Genomic DNA, 18,274 nt, shown 5'->3' on the forward strand with positions numbered 1-18,274 from the left:
AAAGCCTGGGTAATCACTTTTAGTATGAACATTCTAATTTTTATCCGTACCTTGTGAGATGAAATCTACTCAAGGCCACCGGGGTTTCCGGTTTCCGGGCCGAAAGAGACCAACTCAAGGAGAGTTATTATGGGTAAACTTAAATCTTACCAAGAGCAGCTTCAGGACATCGTTGAAAAGGGCATCACTGCCGCTGAAGAGCAGCAGAAGAAGCTGGCAGCCAAGCCTTTCGACTACGCTGAAAAGCTGGAAGCCGAAGTTCGCGAATACACCGTTCAGACTCTGCGCGAGCGTTACAACGGTTACTCCGACACTTTGTTCAACCAGCTGCGCAGCCTGAACACCCGTTTCGGCGATTTCGCTGCCGAGCTGGTTGCCAAGCTTGAGAAAGAAGCCGCTGAAGGCGCCGACGCTGTAGCTGAAGCTGCTGAAGACGTTGCTGAAGCCGCTGAAGAAGCGAAGAAGTCTGTTGCCAGCAAGAAGCCGGCAAAGAAGACTGCCGCTAAGAAGAAAGCGGCTGCTTCTGCCTAATGATTTAGGTTGTTGCAGTAACGAAGAAGGCGCTCCGTGTTGAGCGCCTTTTTTGTGTCTGTTGCCCGGCCAAAGAGAGGGGGCTACTGCGAATGGCTTGCGTCTGAATCATCCAGCGGCAAGGTGCGTTCCGAACCGGTGATGTCTTCCAGCCGTTCAATGTCGGATATAAAGCGTTTGGCGACGGCATCGATTTCCTGGCGCTGTGCGGCAATTTCCCGTTCAATGTCGAGTACTTGCCCTTCCAGACGATAGATTTTTTTCAACGTGGCCTCAGGAATGCTTCGGCCGGCCCGCTCCATCTCGGCCGCTCGGTGTTGTTCGTTGTCGAGCTGGCTGGTGAGCACTGAAATGTTTCCTCGCTTCAGAGCAATGAGGCCTTCCAGTTCCTGAATTTTGCGATGCATTGCTCGAACGGCTTGGTCGGGATGACTGAATCGCTTGAGGAGCAGGCGGTCTTGCTCCATCTGGGCAGCTTGCTGTTTCCTGCGCTCTTCGGCGGCTGCACGGGCTGCGAGTTCTTCAGCCGTAGGGGCGGGGGCGATGGTTTCGATCACGCGGCCGCTGTCGCTGATGATCTCGTAGCCGCGCTTGGTGGCTGCCTGCGGAATGGTGTTGCTGATGACCAGTCGGCCATTTTCATCGGTATAACGATACATGCCCGCTTGCACGGCGGCGGAGGTTAACAGTCCCATTGCAATGAGGACGGCAAAAACCGGGGCTTTAGTGAAGCGGTGCTGCATGTATCAGACTCCGTAACGATCCCGATAGCTGGCTACGCTTTCTGCGTGGCCGGAAAATTCGGGGTTAGACTTTAAGTAGTCTAGTACTTGTTCCAGGCGAATGATGCTAACCACCGGGATGCCGAACTCTTGCTCGACTTCCTGAATGGCGGAGAGCTCGCCGTTGCCTTTTTCCTGGCGGTCCAGAGCAATTAATACTCCGGCAGGTTCTGCGCCGGCGGCACGGATGATGTCGATGGCTTCCCGAATGGCGGTGCCCGCGGTGATCACGTCATCAACAATCAGTACTTTACCTTGTAGTGGTGCGCCTACAATATTGCCACCTTCACCGTGATCTTTCTTTTCTTTGCGGTTAAAGGCAAAAGGTTTGCTGTTACCGTCTGTAGCAAGGGCCATAGCGGTAACCGTGGCCAACGGAATGCCCTTATAGGCGGGTCCGAAAATGATGTCATAATCCAATTCACTCCGCTCAATTGCAGCGGCGTAGGCCTTGCTCAGTTGCAGCAGGTCGTTTCCGGTGTTGAACAGTCCGGCATTAAAAAAGTAAGGACTGGTGCGCCCGGATTTGAGAGTGAATTCTCCAAAACGCAGAACATTTCGCTGAATGGCAAACTCGATAAAATTTTTCTGATAGTCGTGCATGGCAAGGCTTCTGGCGGGGTTTGACTTTAAATAAGGCGTAAAACCGGTATCATACACAGAAACCGAATCAGGGAACACGTATGCGCGTAGTATCCATTAGCGTCAACGGTCTGGAGCAGGCTGTTGAGAAAGGCTTTTTTGACTGGCTGGCAGAGCAGGACGCCGATGTGGTGTGTGTTCAGGACCACCGCATGCGTGCCTATGAAGTCGAAGATAAAAATCTGATCCCGGAAGGCTATGAGGCTTACTTTATTGATGGTGAGCTGAATGAGCACGGCGGGGTTGGTATCTATACCCGACATTTCCCGAAGGCGATTATGTACGGCTTTGCCAATGAGCAGGCGGACCGTGAAGGTCGGTTTATTCAGGCAGATTTCGATAAGGTTTCTGTCGCTTGTGTGCTGGCGCCGTGTGCGTTGGGGCGCGAGGAAGAGCTGACCGGCGATGATGATCTGACGGTTCTGGATCACAAGGACGAGTTTCTGGATGCGTTCGGTGTGCATATGCAGAAGACGCTGCGAAAGCGTCGCCAGTTTATTTTCTGTGCGAACTTGCAGTCTGCTCATCACGTAACCGATGCCAGCCCGCTTTATCACAAGACGGATTTTTCCGGCTTTTTACCTCATGAGCGTGCCTGGTTGGACCGTTTGTTCGATGAGATGGGCTGTATTGATGCGTTTCGTGAGATCAATAAGCAGAGTAATCAGTTTACCTGGTGGCCGGAGCAGACCGAGGGTTCTCGTAAGAAGGCGGGGATTCGGGTGGATTATCAGTTGCTGACACCGGGTATTCGCAAGACCATCAGTGATGGTTGGATTGACGGCAGTACGCGTTTTTCGGACCACGCTCCGGTGGTGATGGATTACGATATTGAGATTGGTTTCTAAGTTCAGCCCTGAACTTTAGGGGAAGCGTTGGCAGGGATGTCGCTTCCCAGAACCGCTACGAGCACATCCATGTGCGCTTCTCTCCGGCCATCCATGGCCTCCGACATTCTGTGAAGCGACATCCCCGCCAACGCCCAAGCTTTGGCGTTAGGCGTTCAAAGCTTCTTTCTGAATTTCAAACAACTGGTTGATAGCTGTGCGTGCCAAGCCAAGCATGCTGTCCAGTTCTGTCTGTTCGAAAGGCGCGCCTTCGGCTGTGCCCTGAATCTCGATGAAGCCGCCTTTGTCGGTCATGATGACGTTCATGTCGGTTTCGGCTTCTGAGTCTTCCGGGTAGTCCAGGTCAGCAACCGGGGTGCCTTTGTAAACACCCACAGAGATAGCCGCGATCATCTGCTTCAGCGGGGATTTCTTCAGGCGCTTGGTTTCTACCAGGTGGTTCAGGGCGTCTACCAGTGCCACGCAGCCGCCGGTGATGGCCGCGGTGCGGGTGCCGCCGTCGGCTTGGATAACGTCGCAGTCGATGGTGATGGTGTGCTCACCCAGAGCTTCCATATCTACCGCTGCGCGCAGGCTGCGGCCGATCAGGCGCTGGATTTCTACGGTGCGGCCACCTTGTTTGCCACGGGCAGCTTCACGGCCCATGCGGCTGCCGGTGGAGCGGGGCAGCATGCCGTATTCGGCGGTGATCCAGCCTTTGCCTTCGCCGCGCAGGAAGGGCGGTACTTTGTTTTCCACAGAGGCGGTGCAGATCACTTTGGTGTCTCCGAATTCAACCAGCACAGAGCCTTCGGCGTGGCGGGTGTAGTTGCGGGTGATCCGGACGTCTCTGGGTTGCTCGGGCGTTCTGCCACTTGGTCGCATAGTGTGTCCTGTTGTTTCAAGATGAATGTCCGGCGCTTGGCCGGTCGGTGTTTTGAAAGGGCGGCGAGTATAGCACGGAGGGGCGCGGGATCGGGTGCGTGGTGTCCGCTATTGGTATGGGTCGCCGCTTGCGGCGGTTGCCTGTTAAACTCGAGTGATCATCGATTGGTATTGGAGCCTTTATGATTCGCAGCATGACTGCTTTTGCCCGTAAGGATGCCCGGGGTGACTGGGGCACGCTCACTTGCGAGATTCGCACGGTGAATCATCGCTACCTGGAGCCGTCTTTCCGTTTGCCGGAAGCCTTCCGGGAGCTGGAGAACCGGTTTCGGGAAGAGCTGCGAAAGGGGTTGAAGCGGGGCAAAGTGGATATTTCCATGCGCCTGCAATCCGCCGAGAACGAGGTGCAGAGTTTCGAAATTAACGATGAGATCGCCAATGCGGTGAATGAGGCGGTAAATCATGTTAATCGCATGCTGGATAACCCGGCTCATATCAGCGCGCTGGATATTATGCGCTGGCCCGGGGTGATGTCGGTGCCGGAACAGGATTACACCGCGGCGCAAACCGCGGCGGCTGAGCTGTTTGCGGAAACGGTTGCTGAATTGGTAAGCGTTCGGGAGCGCGAAGGCGAGCGGTTGCGGCCGTTATTTGAAGATCGCCTGGCAACCATGAGCAATCTGGTGGCTGAGGTGCGTGAGCGGATGCCCGAGCTGCTGGCGGCTCAGGAGCAAACGCTGCGTGATCGGTTTGAGAAGGCCAAAGTCGAACTGGAGCCCGAACGGGTCGCTCAGGAAATGGTGATGCTGGCCCAGAAGAGCGATGTGGCGGAGGAGCTGGACCGTCTGGATGCGCACGTCAGTGAAGTGCGGGAAACCTTGCAAGGTGATCAAGCCATAGGTCGCCGCCTGGATTTTCTGATGCAGGAGCTGAACCGTGAGGCTAATACGCTCAGTAGCAAGAGCATTGATGCTGCAGTCACACGTGCCGCCGTTGACTTGAAAGTGTTGATTGAGCAAATGCGCGAGCAGGTGCAGAACCTGGAATAGCTGCCATCTGGTGGGGTGCGGCGGTACGTTAAAATCCGTATAATTGCGCGCTTTCTGGCCGTTTCACAGGCCGCCAATTGATGTGCAGGAGAGGTTGAACCATGAGTCAGGCCGGTGGGCAGGGGACCCTGTTTGTGATTTCGGCGCCCTCGGGTGCGGGTAAAACCAGTCTGGTGGCGGAAATGCTCCGTGCAGATTCGCTGTTGGGTGTCTCTGTGTCGCACACCACTCGCCCAATGCGTGAGGGCGAGCAAGATGGCGTGAACTATCACTTTGTCAGCCGTGAACAGTTCGAGGCGATGATCGGTCGCGGTGATTTTCTCGAACATGCCGATGTATTCGGGAATTATTACGGCACGTCTCAGGTGTGGGTGCGGGAAACGCTCGCACAAGGCCGGGATGTCATCCTGGAAATTGATCAGCAAGGCGCGGAGCAGGTTCGGAGATTGGTCCCGGAATGCGTCAGCATATTTATCGTCCCGCCTTCCGCGGAAATCCTGCGCCAGCGTTTGGTTGGCCGGGGCACCGATGCACCGGAAGTGATCGAGCGCCGGTTGGCTGAAGCAGAAGCTGAGTGCAGCCACGCGGTTGAGTTCGATTATTTGGTGGTGAACGACGATTTCGATGTGGCCTTGGCGGATTTACTGGCGATCACCCGTAGTTGCCGTTTGAAAATGTCAGTTCAGCAGGAGCGCTTTGCCGATTTGCTGAAAGGCCTTACCGGGGCCGCTAAATAACGGTTGAAAAGGTGCGCAGATAACGGTTTGCCGCTGTATACAAATTGAACCGGCAGCAGTAAACTACGCGGTCTAGTTAAAGTACTTGTTATTTTCGGGGAACATAATGGCACGAGTTACCGTTGAAGATTGTCTGGAACATGTAGATAACCGCTTCCAGCTGGTTATGCTGGCTAGCAAGCGCGCCCGCCAGATCGCCACCAAGGGTTCTGAGCCAATGGTGCCGGAAGAAAACGACAAGCCAACGGTTATCGCCTTGCGCGAAATTGCCGAAGGAAAAGTTTCTCGCAGTCTGCTTACCGAAACGGAAGAAGACTAAGCTTTAAAACGGCAGGTATACGAAGAATTACCTGCTGGAGAGCGAGAAGCATTGAAATCTGTCTCTGCAGTTTTATAGTGTAACTATAGAAGCCAGCGGGAAAGACAAGGAAGAGCCCGGATGTTCGCATTCGGGCTTTTTTGTCCCTGGCATAAAGAACTCAGTGGAGGCGCGGTGTCGGTAGAGGCAACGGTTGAAGAACTGGCGACAGAGCTCAGTTCATATTTAGATACCAGTCGCATTAATCAGGTGCGAAGGGCCTACTATTACGCTGAACAAGCCCACGAAGGGCAGATGCGCAAAAGCGGTGACCGGTACATTACCCACCCCTTGGCGGTTGCCCATATCCTTGCCGAGTTGCGGCTGGACCATCAAAGCCTGATGGCGGCAATGCTGCACGATGTTATCGAAGACACCGGTATTCCCAAAGATGCCCTGGCTGATCAGTTTGGTGATGATGTCGCCGAGTTGGTCGATGGCGTGTCCAAGCTGACCCAAATCGAGTTTCGTTCCCGGGCCGAGGCGCAAGCCGAGAATTTCCAGAAGATGACGCTGGCGATGGCCAAGGATATTCGTGTCATTCTGGTCAAACTGGCTGACCGCCTGCACAACATGCGCACGCTCGGCCCCATGCCCTTTGAAAAGCGCCAGCGCATTGCCACCGAAACGCTCGATATCTACGCGCCAATTGCCAATCGCCTGGGTATGCACTCGATCTCCACCGAACTGGAAGATCTGGGCTTTTCTTCGCTGTATCCCATGCGCTCCAAGTACATTTCCAAGGCCATCCAAAAGCTGCGTGGCAATCACCGGGAAATCATTGAGGATATCCGCGGCAAATTGCAGGAAAAGCTGGAGGAGCGCGGTCTTCCAGGGCGCATTATGGGCCGGGAAAAGCATTTGAACTCCATCTACAGCAAGATGAAGCTCAAGCAGAAGTCGTTTCACGAGATTATGGACGTGTATGCGTTCCGTATCATCACCGACAACGAAGATGACTGTTATCGCATTCTCGGTGCCGTACACAGCCTCTACAAGCCGCTGCCGGGCCGTTTCAAAGATTACATCGCCATGCCCAAAGCCAACGGCTATCAGTCGTTGCACACCACGCTGTTCGGCATGCACGTGAACATCGAGATCCAGATCCGCACCGAAGAAATGGAGCACATCGCCAACAACGGCATTGCGGCCCATTGGATGTACAAAACCGAAGAGCCGGGCGTGGGCAAGGTCAATCAGACCCGCGTTGATCGCTGGGTGAAAGGCTTGATGGAGATGCGGGAGCGCGCCGATGACTCCATGGAGTTCATCGAAAACGTGAAGGTGGATCTGTTCCCGGATGAGATCTACGTGTTTACGCCCAAAGGGCGGATAATGGAATTGCCGCAAGGGGCCACGCCAGTGGACTTCGCATACGCCATCCATACCGATATTGGCAACGCCACCGTTGCTTGCCGCGTAAACCGCAATTTGGCATCACTCAGCCAGCCCCTTCAAAGCGGCCAGACGCTGGAAATAATCACCGCGCCCGGCGCTCGGCCGAACCCGGCGTGGCTTAGCTTTGTGACCACCGGTAAAGCGCGCAGCAGCATTCGCCACGCCTTGAAAACCCGCAAGCGGGCAGAGTCTATGGCGCTCGGCCGAGCGCTCCTGAAAAAGTCGCTGAATGGCTTTGATACCAAGTTGTCTGACATCACGGATGCCCAAAAGCAGGCCGTTGTTAATCATAATCAGGTGAACAGTTTTGACGATCTGATCAGTGATATTGGTTTAGGCAATCGGATGGCTTATCTGGTGGCGCGTCAGTTAGTTGCGGGCAATGAAACGCCGGAAGAGCAGCACAGTGTCGAAACGAAACAGATCGAGGCAACGGGCCCGGTGATGATTCGCGGTGCGGAAGGGATTTTGCTGAAATTTGCGCCTTGCTGTAAGCCGATCCCGGGTGACCCCGTGGTGGGCATAATGGATTCCGGCAATGGCATGATTATTCATACCGATACCTGTTCAAAGTTGCCGGAAGACGACGAGGGCCGAGCGCGACTTACCCATCTGAAATGGGCGAAAGACATTACCGATGAGTTCTCGGTTGAGTTGCGGGTAGAGCTGGAACGTCAGCGCGGTGTGATAGCCGAGATTGCCAATGCCGTCGCCATGGCAGACGGCAACATCGAGCGCATTAACGTTGAAGACCAAAATGCCCGGTTCGGCATTGTCAGTTTGGTTGTCCATGTAAACGGTCGCCGCCATCTGGCACGGGTGATGCGCAGGGTGCGTAACATTCGCGCGGTTACGCACATCAGCCGGGTGCGCCACTGATCAAGACCTTTGGCGCAGTTGACAGGCGCTACGCAGAAGGGTGACGATGGACGTTTTTCTTCAGAGGAAACAGCAGGTCATGACGAACAAATCTGTCATTCAGACCGAGAACGCTCCGCAAGCGATCGGTACCTATTCTCAGGCGGTGAAAGCGGGCGATACCGTATATCTATCCGGCCAGATTCCGCTCGACCCGAAAACTATGGAAGTGGTGGCGGGTGATTTCGCTGCTCAGACCCGTCAGGTGTTCGAAAACCTCAAAGCCGTGTGCGAAGCTGCCGGTGGCGAGTTAAAAGACATCGTTAAGCTGAACATCTACATGACCGACCTCGCCAACTTCGCGACCGTTAACGAAGTGATGGCCACCTACTTCCAGCAGCCGTATCCGGCTCGCGCCGCCGTGGGTGTGGCAGCGCTGCCGAAAGGCGTGCCTGTAGAAATGGAAGCCGTGATGGTGCTCAGCTAAGGCTGTTGATCATCTCCCGGTACCCTGCCCGAAAATCGGGGTACCGGAATTCAAACCCGCTGGCCAGTAACCGCTGGTTGCTGCATCGCTTGCTTCCTGCCCTGCCGCCTTTGCGTGCGTCTTCCACCGGTGCCTTGCACGATACCTGTTGCTGAACCCATTCTACGACTTCATCTAATCTGACCGGTTCGCAATCGGTGACGATGTAAACGTCTTCCAACTTTTTGCCTGATAGCGCCAATTCGATCATATGCGTTACCGCTCGCACGGCATCGCGTTCGTGAATCCGGTTGCTGTAGGGCGCGGGCGGTTGGGGGTTCATGCGGCCTTCGAGCACTTCTTCCAAAAAACGCTGGCGCGTTGGTCCGTAGATGCCGCTGAAGCGGATAACGGTGGCCGGATGAATGCTGCTCAAGGCGGCTTGTTCACCTCGAAGAATGTGTTTGCCGGTATAACGGCTGGGTTCTGTGGTGCTGGTTTCATCGACCCAGCTATCATCGTCCTGCGCATAAACACTGGTGCTGCTGACAAAAAACAGTCGGGTCAGGGGCTGGTCACCCATGGCATTCAACAGGTTCGTCAAACCGGTAACGTAAGCATCCTGGTAACCCTGCTCGTCGTAGGATGACGGTGTCAGGCAATAAATAACGATGTCCAGATCTTCAGGAAGCTTGCCTTCAAGAGTCTCGGGCTTGGTCAGATCCGCGCCGATGCCGGTGATGCCAGCGGGCACGTTCTCGGGGCTTCGGCGAAGCCCGAAGACCTGCGCGTCGTTATCAGCCAGTGCCAGGGCCATGTCTCCGCCGAGCTTGCCGCAGCCCGCCACCAGAATTCGTGATAATTGCTGATGATTCGTCATTGCCATAGACAATTTCAATCCTTATCCTTTGGTTGATAAAGTAAGTGCAACTTCGACCTGAACAATCCGACCGGAGCCGATGATGACCCTCACCGAGTTACGATACGTTGTTACGCTTGCCCGGGAAAGGCATTTTGGCCGCGCCGCAGAGCGTTGTCACGTAAGCCAACCCACCTTGAGCGTGGCCGTGAAGAAGCTGGAAGAAGAGCTCGGTATCTCGTTATTCGAACGCAGCAAAAGCAGCATTCGGGTGACTGAAGTCGGGCAGCGGATTATTGATCAGGCGCAAACGGTTCTGGACCAGGTGGGCGTAATCAAGGATCTGGCCCAAGACGGTAAGAATCAGCTGAACTCGCCTTTGAAAGTGGGCGCTATCTACACCATCGGCCCCTATCTGTTCCCGCATCTGTTGCCGGAGCTGCGCCGGGCGGCGCCAGAGATGCCGCTGTTTATTGAAGAAAACTACACCGCCAATCTGCGCCAGAAGCTCAGGCACTCCGAACTGGATGCGATTATCATCGCGCTGCCGTTTGACGAGCCAGAGGTGGTGACCCTGCCGCTGTATGATGAGCCCTTCGTGGTATTGCTGCCAGCCGATCATCCGCTGACCGAGAAAGACGAGATCACCGCTGAAGAAATGGCCGAAGAACAACTGCTGTTGCTTGGGCCGGGCCACTGTTTTCGGGATCAGGTGCTGGAATCCTGCCCGCCGTTGGTTGATGCCATTACCCGCCGGGCGGGCGAGAGTCAGCCGGGTCTGGTGACTGAAGGCAGTTCTCTGGAAACCATTCGCCACATGGTGGCATCTGGATTGGGTATTACGGTATTGCCGTTGTCTGCCGCTACTGCGATCAAGTACCAGGAAGATATTCTGGCGGTTCGCCCGTTCGCAGCGCCGGTCCCTTTCCGGACCGTGGCGCTGGCCTGGCGTGTAACCTTCCCGCGCCCCAAAGCCATCGACATGCTCTCGCTGGCGGCCAGCCAGTGCCGGGTAATTGAGCGGGCCAAGGAGGCAACCCCTGCAGCCGCAGCCAAAAACTGAGGTGAGCCATGGCGTCACTGGATGACATCTCCGTTACCGAGATCAAGGGCGTAGGAAACGCCCTGGCCGAGAAATTGGCCAAGCTGGGCATCCAGTCCATGCAAGACCTTCTATTTCACCTGCCGCATCGCTACGAAGACCGCACGCGGGTTATCCCGATGGGCAGTCTTCGAGTGGGCGATGTGGCGGTGGTGGAAGGCGAGGTGATGAAAGCCGACCTGGTGATGGGGCGCCGCCGCAGCCTGCAGGTGACGTTGAAAGACGACAGCGGCTTTCTGGTACTGCGCTTCTTCCACTTCAACGCTGCCCAGAAAAACCAGCTCAGTGAAGGCACCCGAGTGCGATGCTTCGGTGAAGTTCGTCCCGGCCGAGCCGGTTACGAGTTTTACCACCCCGAATACCAGACCAACCCGCCACCTATGCCAGCCGCCAGTGACGCCACACTCACGCCGGTTTATCCGTTAACCGAAGGCATCCAGCAGCCTCGCGTTCGAAGCTTGTGCCAGCAAGCACTGAAATACCTTGAGCGCTACCCGATCAAAGACTGGTTGCCACCGGAGTTGCTGGCGGATTATCAGCTACCGTGCATCACCGAGGCGGTAAAACTGGTGCATTCGCCCCCCGCTGGTGCTCCTGTGCATCTGTTGGTTGAGGGGCGTCACCCCGCTCAGCAACGGTTGGTAATGGAAGAGTTGCTGGCGCACCAGCTGAGCCTGCTGCAGGTAAGAGAACAGATACAAGCGCGAGAGGCGTTACCGTTGTTACCGACAGGTGATCTGACCGAACGCTTTGTGGAAGAGCTGCCGTTCCAGCTCACCGGTGCCCAACGTCAAGTCATGAGCGAAATCCGCCAAGACCTAAGCCAGCCGGTTCCGATGCTTCGGTTGGTGCAAGGGGATGTTGGCTCTGGTAAAACCGCTGTGGCGGCCCTAGCGGCCTTGCAGGCGCTCGGCGCGGGGGCTCAGGTTGCCTTGATGGCCCCCACCGAAATTCTCGCGGAACAGCACTACACAAATTTCAAAAGCTGGCTGGAGCCGTTAGGCATTCCCATTGCGTGGTTATCCGGCAAAGTAAAAGGCAAAGCCCGCCAGCAGGCCTTGGAAGCGGTCGCGAGTGGCGAAGCTCAGGTCGCGATTGGAACCCATGCTCTGTTTCAGGATGACGTTTTGTTCCACCGGCTGGCGTTGGTGATTGTCGATGAACAGCATCGTTTTGGTGTGCACCAGCGCCTCGCGCTGAGAGAGAAAGGCGTGGGCGGCTCGCTGGCGCCGCACCAGTTGATCATGACCGCAACCCCGATACCACGAACGCTGGCCATGAGCGCCTACGCCGACTTGGATACTTCGGTCATTGATGAACTGCCGCCCGGGCGAAAACCGATAGAAACCATTGTGCTGCCAGACAGCCGGCGTGACGATATTATCGAACGAGTGCGCAGTGCCTGCCGTGAGGGGCGGCAAGCCTATTGGGTGTGCACTTTGATTGAAGAATCTGAAGCCTTGCAGTGCCAGGCGGCAGAGGTAACCGCTCAGGAACTGACAGAGCGTTTATCTGATCTCAAGGTGGGCCTTGTGCACGGCCGTTTGAAGGCTCAAGAAAAGGCCGATGTGATGGCCCGCTTTAAAGACGGTGAGCTGGATCTCTTGGTGGCGACCACGGTGATTGAGGTTGGGGTGGATGTGCCCAATGCTTCGTTAATCATCATCGAAAACCCCGAGCGCCTGGGCCTGGCTCAGCTGCACCAGCTCCGTGGCCGTGTGGGGCGCGGTGAGCAGGCCAGCTTTTGTGTATTGATGTATCACCCACCACTGTCGATGAATGGTAAAGCACGCCTACAGGCGCTCAGAGATAGCCAAGACGGCTTTGTCATCGCCGAGAAAGACCTTGAGATACGTGGCCCCGGTGAAGTGCTGGGCACTCGTCAAACGGGCTTGATGCAGTTCCGCTTGGCCAATTTCGAACGAGACAAAGGCTGGATCGAGCCCATCAAGGAAATGGCGCCTGCGCTTATGAAGCAGCCAAGAGTGGTCGATGCGCTGATTCGTCGATGGCTGGGCGAGAAAATTCGGTATGGCGATGTGTGAATCAGATTGGATATTGGCCGTTGATACTGTTCACAATAAAGACCTGTTAATAAAAAACCATTAGTTGCAGAATGAACGCATACGGATTTCTAGAGTTTACAAGGAGGCATAGATGGAGCTCCCCGGAGTAGTTCAGCAGGCGCTAGGTGAGAGTGCGTTGGATGTATCCCTACGCAGTGTCGGGCAAATCAAGCCAAGGCACATGCTGCGGATGGTTCTCCTAAGCGACAGTGAAGGAAACCTTCAAGCAATACTCCGCCGGGATGACCTGTTCGATCTGGAAACCCTGAACAAAATTTTGGGTCGCGACTTGAAGCTGATGCAACGCACTGAACAAGTGCGGGTTCGCCAGCGAGCCGGCCTGCAGGAGTTGCCCGCACTACCTTCGCTGACCGGCTGGCCGACCGTCATCGATCGAAGGGTTGATGAACTGGAATCCATCGCGCTTGAGTTAGTGGAACAGAACCTCGCGGTCACCATGCCTTTGGACGACTTCCGGAAACTCACGGCCAAAGCAGACCGCAACGGTTTCGCCATCGATGCGCAATCGGTCGCTGTTAATCGTAATAACGGACAGAATGACCGGGATGAGCTGCACAACGCGCTGAAGAAATTCACGGGCCGCCGTATTCAGCAGCGGCTTGAAGATACCCTGGAACTCCCGCCTCTCCCGGAAACCGCTCAGCGCATCATTCATTTGCGGGTGAACCCCAACGCCGTGATGGGCGATTTGGTGGATATCGTGGAAAGCGATCCCAGCCTTGCGGCGCAAGTGGTGAGTTGGGCTTCATCGTCATTCTATGCGGCCGCAGGGCAGGTGCGCTCGGTACACGATGCCGTCTCACGCGTATTGGGCTTCGATTTGGTGATGAACCTTGCCATGGGCTTGTCGCTCGGGCGCGCGCTTAATGAACCGCAAGATCACCCCGATGGCTACGTAGATTATTGGCAGCAGGCCATCTGGCAGGCACAGTCGGCGGGTATTTTGGCCAGTATGATGCCTCGAGGCCAACGCCCGTTGTTCGGCTTGGCCTATCTCTCTGGTTTGCTGCACAACTTTGGCCACCTGGTGTTGGCCCAGGTATTTCCCCCGCATTTCAAGCTGGTGTGCCGATCGCTGGAAGTAAACCCGAATATTGATTCCAGCGTGATTGAGCACCACCTGCTGGGCATTACCCGCGAACAGATTGCGGCAACCCTGATGGAAAACTGGGGCATGCCGGAAGAGGTGGTAAAAGCCCTTCGCTACCAGAAGAATCCGGATTACGAAGGCGATCATCGTGTTTATGCTCGCTTGCTCTGGCTGGGGCGCCAGCTTTTGACGGCTCGAGGTGTTGCTCTGGGTGCTGGCGAGCCATTAGGCAATGAAGTGTTTGAAGAACTGGGCTTGGATCGTGAAAAGGTTGAAAGCCGCTTTGATGAGCTGGTCGAGAATAAAGACAGCGTGATGGCAATGGCCGGAATGATGTCGCCTAGCTGAATAAAAAAGCCGGCCCGCAGGGGCCGGCAATGATGTCCGCAAATTGCAGAGTCCGTCTCACTAATCAGGAGAAAACAAGGACAGGGCTTCGAGCGAAGTGACAAATTCCGTAGCCCTGCTTTAAATCTAGCTAATGCTCGGTAAAAGGAAAGGCGCCGCCGCAGAAAGCGGAATGTGACACAGCTCTCATTTTCTTGATCTGGCCGAAGGCACTGAATTGTTTCATTAAAGCCTTTGCACCTTCGGTTTTGTTGTTACAAATCATTACACATGGGTGTGGCTTACTCGAAACGCTCATGTCGGAGGGCGCTCGCGGCCTGACGAATACGCTCCGCATATTCTTTCTCAACGGCAAACCGTTCAACATCCATCTGTTGCACCATTTCCGTATCTGCCGCCTTCCGCGCTCGGTGTGTGGGCATGTGTTCCAGTTTCTCATGCACCACTTGGAACACGTTATACGGCTCTTGCGACAGGAGTTCTGGCGCGACGTAATCCAGTAGCCCCTTGAGGCGCAGGCAAGCTTCGGAATGCTCCACCTGCTCCTCTTCCACGGCAATGGCGATAATCCGGATGCTCTCCACCATTTTTTCCTTGCGCTTAGCCTGAAACTCCTCGGCTTTTTTCTGCCGCAACCGTTCTTCATTGAGCAAGCGTGACTGCCGCCAGATATAAAACAACAACAGCCCGATAACCACCAGACCGATTGCAATAAACGCCAATTGAAGCCCTCTGGGCATTTCAAATCTCCCTCAATCATAGGATGTTGCCTGAACTGATCAGGCCTATTCGCAATAGAGCCTAGTTTGCCAGAGATTGGGGTAGGGTGCTTGTGAGGGGTTTTCAGCAGAAAAAAAAGGCCAGCCCGAGGGGCTGGCCTGACTTGTAAAAGAACCTTTCGGCTTACTGAGGAGCGGTTTGTTGCTCGTATTGCGCAGGCAGGTCTTTTACTGGGTTGGTGATGAAGTTGAGGTACGTGCCCCCTACAGGGATCTCCAGAGGTAAACGTATCGTTGCTAGACCGGCATTTGGAATTCCAAGCGCGTCTGCTGTAACGAGTAGCTCTCCCTCCGTGCCCACACGATTGGTGTTGATTTGCTCAATTTGCATTCGGCCATCGTCAAAAAAGGTAATGTCTCCTTCTAGCTCCAAGGTAAATGCACGACCGTAGAGGTCGTGTGTGCCACCCATCGGAATTTCCATGTCCGGTGCATCGATTAACAGTTCTGCCTGAGTGATAAATACAGGTTGTCCTTTATCACCTTTTGCGATTACGCCAGGAATCAGAGATTTACGACTACAGTCTGTTTCACACGACGGATCGTCCTTCGCATAGCGCATGCGCAAAACCTGGGTATTCGTGATGGACTCCTCTTGTAGTAGCAAGCCCAAAACTTCAAGTTGCGTGAAAACGCTAATGGAACTGGTGGTAAGCAGCGTTGGGTACAGGTCAACCCGGATCCCCTCGATTTCATCGCCACTATTTGGCTGCTCCGGGGTTGGGTCGTAAGTACCCGGCCCAAGGACCTCGGTGTTCAGCGCGTAAGTCTGGTAGATGAACTTTTTGCGAGGACAGTCAGGATGGGCGTCCCCGCGATTGAGAATGGTGCTGCCAGTGGTACCGGCAGGGCATCCTACCCGAGCATCAGGATCCGTGAGCGGTATGCCCGTTGACCCGGTATCAAACATTTTAGCTGTAGCCTTTCCTCCAATAACGGCAAGCTTTGTGGCGTTTGCTGACGGTCCCCAGCCATCTACGTCGTTACCTAAGCCTTCGTGTGCCGCTTCAAAGGGCTCAAGGCAGCTAGCGTCATAGTTGTCGGCACAATCTATGATGAAGTTTGAGTTAGTGTCACGAACAGGGAAGTTGCGAAGAGCCGTGAAGACTGTATCCTGCTTTTCGGCGCCCTCAAAATAGATGGTCAAACCATCTCGCCCGGGTGCATTGAGCCCTTCCAGAATATTTGATTTCAATTCAAGCTGGTTTACTTCACTTGCTACCGAACGCATTGTGTAACGGTAGAATTTGCCTGGCTCCCAAGGCTGGTCAGGGAAGAAACGAAGACGTTGCTCGTTGAGCTCAAGCCGGCCAGAAACAATCTCTCCTGAGCCTATTTCACTCTCATTTGGTTTACCGCTTTCGTTGACGGTAACTTTTTCAACAATGAACGTACCATCTTTTCCGAGGCTGATGGTCTTAGCGTCCATCGTTTGAGAGAAAACAACAGTAATCGGGCGGTCAGACGGCATGGTGTCGACAGGCAAGAGATCGACCTCAATTTTAGCGTTTCCTTTCTCGTGACCGGCTTGCCTTATGGAGAAACATTCGCCGAGGTCACCCGCAACCAGGTTCATGTTTGTGAAGTCTGTTTCACAAGGGAAACCCGGGTAGGTAGTGAGTGCCAGCGGCGGTCGTTGAGTGACCGGGGACTCCGAGGAGTCGATAGGGTCCAATTCAAACGTCAAAGAAGGAACTGAAGCAATATTACCTGCTAGGTCTGAAAGCCCATCCGCCTCCACTCTGTACTCTACACCATGTTCGAGCCCGCCTTTGGGGTTCAGTACAAGTGCTGTTCCGTCCAGCTTAGAGCGCAGGGTTTCTACCGGACTATTGTCCGCAAACAGAGTCACACCGCCTGCGATAGATGCAGGGTCGAGAGGTTCGTCAAAAAACAGGATCACCGGATCCCCGGGGCGTTGCATAGACTGGCGGGTGCTAGGATTAGCATTATCGGCACCAGGCATCCAGCTCAGCAACTGAGGAGCTGTGTTGTCAGACTCACGTAACACTTCAGCGTCGAGCACCGAGTCTACGTCTGTTGCAGCCTGCAGATGGAACGCAATGGTGGAGTCAGTGACTTCCTGCCCCAGAAGGTTTGGTTCAACCATGCCAATGGCATCGATTGTCAGAACACCGTCCTGTACAAGGGCAATACCGCGCAACTCTACGCCCATCAGATCTTGGGATAAGCCAGCGTTCGGCATGGCTTCAGCGGTGTTCATGGATACATCCATAAACAAAGTGATATGACGGGGTGCGTTGATGTCGTCGGTATAAGCATTCGGGCTCATGTAACCGGAGGCATCAGATAACATAGTCACCTTAATGGTGCCGGTTTCCTGGTTGCTTCCGTCATCAATGTTCAGTACCTGGACCTTGCCGCCAACCTTGATGTTGAGGCTGGTGCTTTCCAGAACGCTACCTTTCGGAATCCTTAAAGGTAGCGCTTCATCGGCTTCGAACGACGGTGCGTAAGCCAATTCAGCAAACAATGAACCGGTCTGCTGGGAGGAGTCGGTAACGCCCTGCAACACGGAGTTCAGTACAACACCATTAATGGGTTGACCGTTCAATATTGAGGTAATGTTGCCGCCATTAGAGGTGACAGCTTCTTGCTCCAGAAGCACCGTTGGGCCAGTGGCTCGCGGAGTGAAGTTGAACGACTTGCTCAAACGCGCCCCATCCGGGCCATTGGTCAGGCTGGCGAGGTTGTTCAGCTTCAGTGTGTATTCTTGGCCGGCATTCAGAATGTCGTCTTTGCTGCCGCATTCTTTCGGGTCTTCGGTGACGCACGGGTCAACGGTGACGCGGTTGCCTTTTACTAACACGGTGGCTGGAACAGCTGCACCGTTTTTATCGAGAAGCTCAATCGAGCCACCGTGCTTTTGCCATTCCGGGTGAACCGGGTGGGTCAAAGCGAGACGGAAGGTAGAGAAGTTCGCGGCTTCGAACGCAGTGCCGTTTGCCGGTACCTGCCAGGCTACGGCAAAGTCATCGGAGGTTTGCGCCAACTCAGCAACGCCGCTGAATTCGCCGCGAGTATCGAACTGGATACCCGGCTCGCCTACCGCATTGGGTGTGTTGATTTCACGACCGCTTTCGGTCAGCAGAGGCTCGTTGAAGGTGATGGAGTAGGTTTCGCGGCTGGCGAGCGTTTGCCCTTCAGCAATCTCCAGCTTGAGACTTTTTCCGCCATCAATCTTGGTAACGGTAAAGGCCGGGCTGCCTGCGCTCGAATCGACCTGAATCTTCTGAGCAAGCGTCGTGTCATCGTCGGCAATGGCATGGGAAAAGCGAAGTACGATATCCGCTTTCGGGCTGACATCCGCCTGGCCGTCCATGGGATAGGAGTAAACCAGCGACACAGACTGATTGCTATCTTTGACGCTCTGCTTGATTTCTTGCTCGTCACTGCCGCCGCATGCTGCAAGCAGCATGGCGGGGATCAGTGCTAATGTTTTAAATTGTTTCATG

The 18,274-nt window shown here is 54.9% G+C and carries 16 protein-coding genes; 10 read left to right on the plus strand and 6 right to left on the minus strand.

Translation table 11 applies throughout. From position 1 onward, the window contains the following. Positions 1–129: 129 nt before the first annotated feature. The gene (locus Q9245_RS10515) at positions 130–531 is read left to right on the plus strand and encodes a hypothetical protein (protein ID WP_305897088.1); all 402 of its coding nucleotides are present in this window, start codon (positions 130–132) and stop codon (positions 529–531) included. An 83-nt stretch (positions 532–614) separates the two neighbouring features. Here Q9245_RS10515 and Q9245_RS10520 read toward each other — a convergent pair whose 3' ends face one another. Then, complete coding sequence (locus Q9245_RS10520) at positions 615–1,274, minus strand: DUF4124 domain-containing protein (RefSeq protein WP_305897089.1); 660 nt, start codon at positions 1,272–1,274, stop codon at positions 615–617. A gap of 3 nt (positions 1,275–1,277) precedes the next feature. Beyond that, positions 1,278–1,916: an orotate phosphoribosyltransferase gene (gene pyrE / locus Q9245_RS10525; RefSeq protein ID WP_305897090.1), complete on the minus strand. Its 639-nt coding sequence runs from the start codon at positions 1,914–1,916 to the stop codon at positions 1,278–1,280. Between the two features lie 80 nt (positions 1,917–1,996). On the opposite strand from pyrE, the gene Q9245_RS10530 reads away from it, so the two are divergent. Then, positions 1,997–2,803, plus strand: coding sequence for an exodeoxyribonuclease III (locus Q9245_RS10530; protein ID WP_305897091.1), 807 nt, complete (start codon positions 1,997–1,999; stop codon positions 2,801–2,803). A 147-nt stretch (positions 2,804–2,950) separates the two neighbouring features. Here the strand turns inward: Q9245_RS10530 and rph are convergent, their stop codons facing one another. Then, the gene (rph, locus tag Q9245_RS10535; protein WP_247064565.1) at positions 2,951–3,667 is read right to left on the minus strand and encodes a ribonuclease PH; all 717 of its coding nucleotides are present in this window, start codon (positions 3,665–3,667) and stop codon (positions 2,951–2,953) included. Between the two features lie 182 nt (positions 3,668–3,849). On the opposite strand from rph, the gene Q9245_RS10540 reads away from it, so the two are divergent. The 5 genes from Q9245_RS10540 to Q9245_RS10560 all read left to right on the plus strand — a co-directional run bounded on the left by Q9245_RS10540 (position 3,850) and on the right by Q9245_RS10560 (position 8,554). Next, positions 3,850–4,716 carry a YicC/YloC family endoribonuclease gene (locus Q9245_RS10540; protein WP_305897092.1) on the plus strand — a complete coding sequence of 289 codons (867 nt, stop codon included), beginning with the start codon at positions 3,850–3,852 and terminating at the stop codon, positions 4,714–4,716. Between the two features lie 101 nt (positions 4,717–4,817). Next, on the plus strand, positions 4,818–5,453 hold the full coding sequence (gmk, locus tag Q9245_RS10545) for a guanylate kinase (RefSeq protein WP_305897093.1): 636 nt from the start codon (positions 4,818–4,820) through the stop codon (positions 5,451–5,453). Positions 5,454–5,559: 106 nt separating this feature from the next. Beyond that, a complete protein-coding gene (gene rpoZ / locus Q9245_RS10550) occupies positions 5,560–5,772 on the plus strand; it encodes a DNA-directed RNA polymerase subunit omega (RefSeq protein ID WP_114334795.1) in 213 nt (70 codons plus the stop codon). A gap of 174 nt (positions 5,773–5,946) precedes the next feature. Then, entirely contained in the window at positions 5,947–8,088 is a 2,142-nt protein-coding gene (locus tag Q9245_RS10555; RefSeq protein ID WP_305897094.1) for a bifunctional (p)ppGpp synthetase/guanosine-3',5'-bis(diphosphate) 3'-pyrophosphohydrolase, read from the plus strand. A gap of 79 nt (positions 8,089–8,167) precedes the next feature. Further along, complete coding sequence (locus Q9245_RS10560; protein WP_305897095.1) at positions 8,168–8,554, plus strand: RidA family protein; 387 nt, start codon at positions 8,168–8,170, stop codon at positions 8,552–8,554. Here Q9245_RS10560 and Q9245_RS10565 read toward each other — a convergent pair. Further along, positions 8,547–9,419 carry an SDR family oxidoreductase gene (locus Q9245_RS10565; RefSeq protein ID WP_305897096.1) on the minus strand — a complete coding sequence of 291 codons (873 nt, stop codon included), beginning with the start codon at positions 9,417–9,419 and terminating at the stop codon, positions 8,547–8,549. The genes Q9245_RS10560 and Q9245_RS10565 overlap by 8 nt on opposite strands. A 76-nt stretch (positions 9,420–9,495) precedes the next feature. Here Q9245_RS10565 and Q9245_RS10570 point away from each other — a divergent pair, with 76 nt between their 5' ends. The 3 genes from Q9245_RS10570 (at position 9,496) to Q9245_RS10580 (ending at position 14,019) form a co-directional block, all read left to right on the plus strand. Then, on the plus strand, positions 9,496–10,455 hold the full coding sequence (locus Q9245_RS10570; protein ID WP_305897097.1) for a hydrogen peroxide-inducible genes activator: 960 nt from the start codon (positions 9,496–9,498) through the stop codon (positions 10,453–10,455). A gap of 8 nt (positions 10,456–10,463) precedes the next feature. Then, on the plus strand, positions 10,464–12,539 hold the full coding sequence (gene recG / locus Q9245_RS10575; protein WP_305897098.1) for an ATP-dependent DNA helicase RecG: 2,076 nt from the start codon (positions 10,464–10,466) through the stop codon (positions 12,537–12,539). Between the two features lie 112 nt (positions 12,540–12,651). Beyond that, positions 12,652–14,019: an HDOD domain-containing protein gene (locus Q9245_RS10580; RefSeq protein WP_305897099.1), complete on the plus strand. Its 1,368-nt coding sequence runs from the start codon at positions 12,652–12,654 to the stop codon at positions 14,017–14,019. Between the two features lie 281 nt (positions 14,020–14,300). On the opposite strand, the gene Q9245_RS10585 is transcribed toward Q9245_RS10580, so the two are convergent. Then, positions 14,301–14,759 (minus strand): DUF2489 domain-containing protein, encoded by a 459-nt coding sequence (locus Q9245_RS10585; protein WP_305897100.1) that lies wholly within the window; start codon positions 14,757–14,759, stop codon positions 14,301–14,303. A 163-nt stretch (positions 14,760–14,922) separates the two neighbouring features. Next, positions 14,923–18,273, minus strand: a complete 3,351-nt coding sequence (locus Q9245_RS10590; protein ID WP_305897101.1) for an Ig-like domain-containing protein — start codon at positions 18,271–18,273, stop codon at positions 14,923–14,925. Position 18,274: the final 1 nt, after the last annotated feature.

This window comes from Marinobacter sp. MDS2, assembly GCF_030718085.1.
Taxonomy (GTDB): domain Bacteria; phylum Pseudomonadota; class Gammaproteobacteria; order Pseudomonadales; family Oleiphilaceae; genus Marinobacter.